The following is a 1081-nucleotide window of genomic DNA, read 5'->3' on the forward strand; positions in this document are numbered from 1 at the left end:
ATCGGAAAGAGCTCTTACTACTAATATACGAGGAGGATAACATTGATTACAATATCAGTTAATGAATTAATTAAAGACTTGACGTGTAATAAAGTATATCGTCTACTTTGGATTGATGAAAGTAACATCGTTACATATGCAATTGATATAGAAGATTCCAATGCCTTACCATTCCTTTTAAAAGTAAGCGCCAAATACTACACACCTTCTAATAATTGCCGAGTTTTGTGATAATCACATTAACATCAATTGTTAGGAGGTTTTTTATGTCACCAGAGGAACGAAAACAGATGTGGCAAGAACGCATCGATGCCTGTAGATCCAGTGGAGTGCCAAGTGTAAAAGCTTGGTGTAAACAAAATCAAGTAGGTGTCCAAAGTATGTATAGCTGGATGAAACGATTGGATACTGAACCGACTCACGTCGCTTATCCTCTTACACAATGGGTTGCCATCGATTCATCCAATTCGATTGAAGAAACATCTACTTTAACAGTTAAGGTAGGAGATGTTTCAATTGAAATTAAAGAAGGCTTCAATCATGCACTTTTTAATGAAGTGCTTCAGGTTCTTCAGTCACATGTTAAGTAAAACACCCATTGAACGAGTCTATTTAGCGACGGGTTCAACAGATTTGCGAAAGTCGATCGATGGATTGGCAGCGATTGTTCAAATGAGTTTTCAACTGGATCCTTTCTCTTCCAATCTATTTGTCTTCTGTAATCGCAAACGAGATAAGTTAAAGATTCTCCATTGGGATCATAATGGGTTTTGGTTGTATTATCGCCGTCTTGAAAAAGGCATTTTTCAATGGCCAGACGAACAAACATCCAACCCTCAATGCATTAGTCCTCGCCAATTAAATTGGTTGCTTGATGGACTTCCATTAGAACAAAAACAAGCACATCAAAAAATGGATGCAAAATTTATCATTTAAAGAGAGTTGACAATCCATGTCACCTCTCTTTATGGTATTCTATTTTCATGGAAAAAAATACGCATGAACTACAAGATACAATTGAAGAACTCGCAGCAAAAAATGCGGATTTAGAAAAACAAAAAGAAGTCCTAGAGGCAAAAGT

2 protein-coding genes are annotated in these 1081 nt (G+C 36.4%); both read left to right on the forward strand.

Going from position 1 to position 1081, the window contains the following annotated elements:
• Positions 1-266: 266 nt before the first annotated feature.
• Complete coding sequence (gene tnpA, locus ADM90_RS20315; protein WP_053993084.1) at positions 267-590, forward strand: IS66 family insertion sequence element accessory protein TnpA; 324 nt, start codon at positions 267-269, stop codon at positions 588-590.
• Positions 580-936, forward strand: coding sequence for an IS66 family insertion sequence element accessory protein TnpB (gene tnpB / locus ADM90_RS20320; protein WP_053994328.1), 357 nt, complete (start codon positions 580-582; stop codon positions 934-936). Before tnpA ends, tnpB begins: the two co-directional genes overlap by 11 nt.
• The last annotated feature ends 145 nt before the right edge of the window (positions 937-1081 follow it).

Source organism: Lysinibacillus macroides (assembly GCF_001281525.1).
Taxonomy (GTDB): Bacteria; Bacillota; Bacilli; order Bacillales_A; family Planococcaceae; genus Lysinibacillus; species Lysinibacillus macroides.

Bases quoted from the DNA above. Each gene is read 5' to 3' on its own strand.
- tnpA (WP_053993084.1), top strand. From the start codon at position 267: ATGTCACCAGAGGAACGAAAACAGATGTGGCAAGAACGCATCGATGCC.
- tnpB (WP_053994328.1), top strand. From the start codon at position 580: ATGTTAAGTAAAACACCCATTGAACGAGTCTATTTAGCGACGGGTTCA.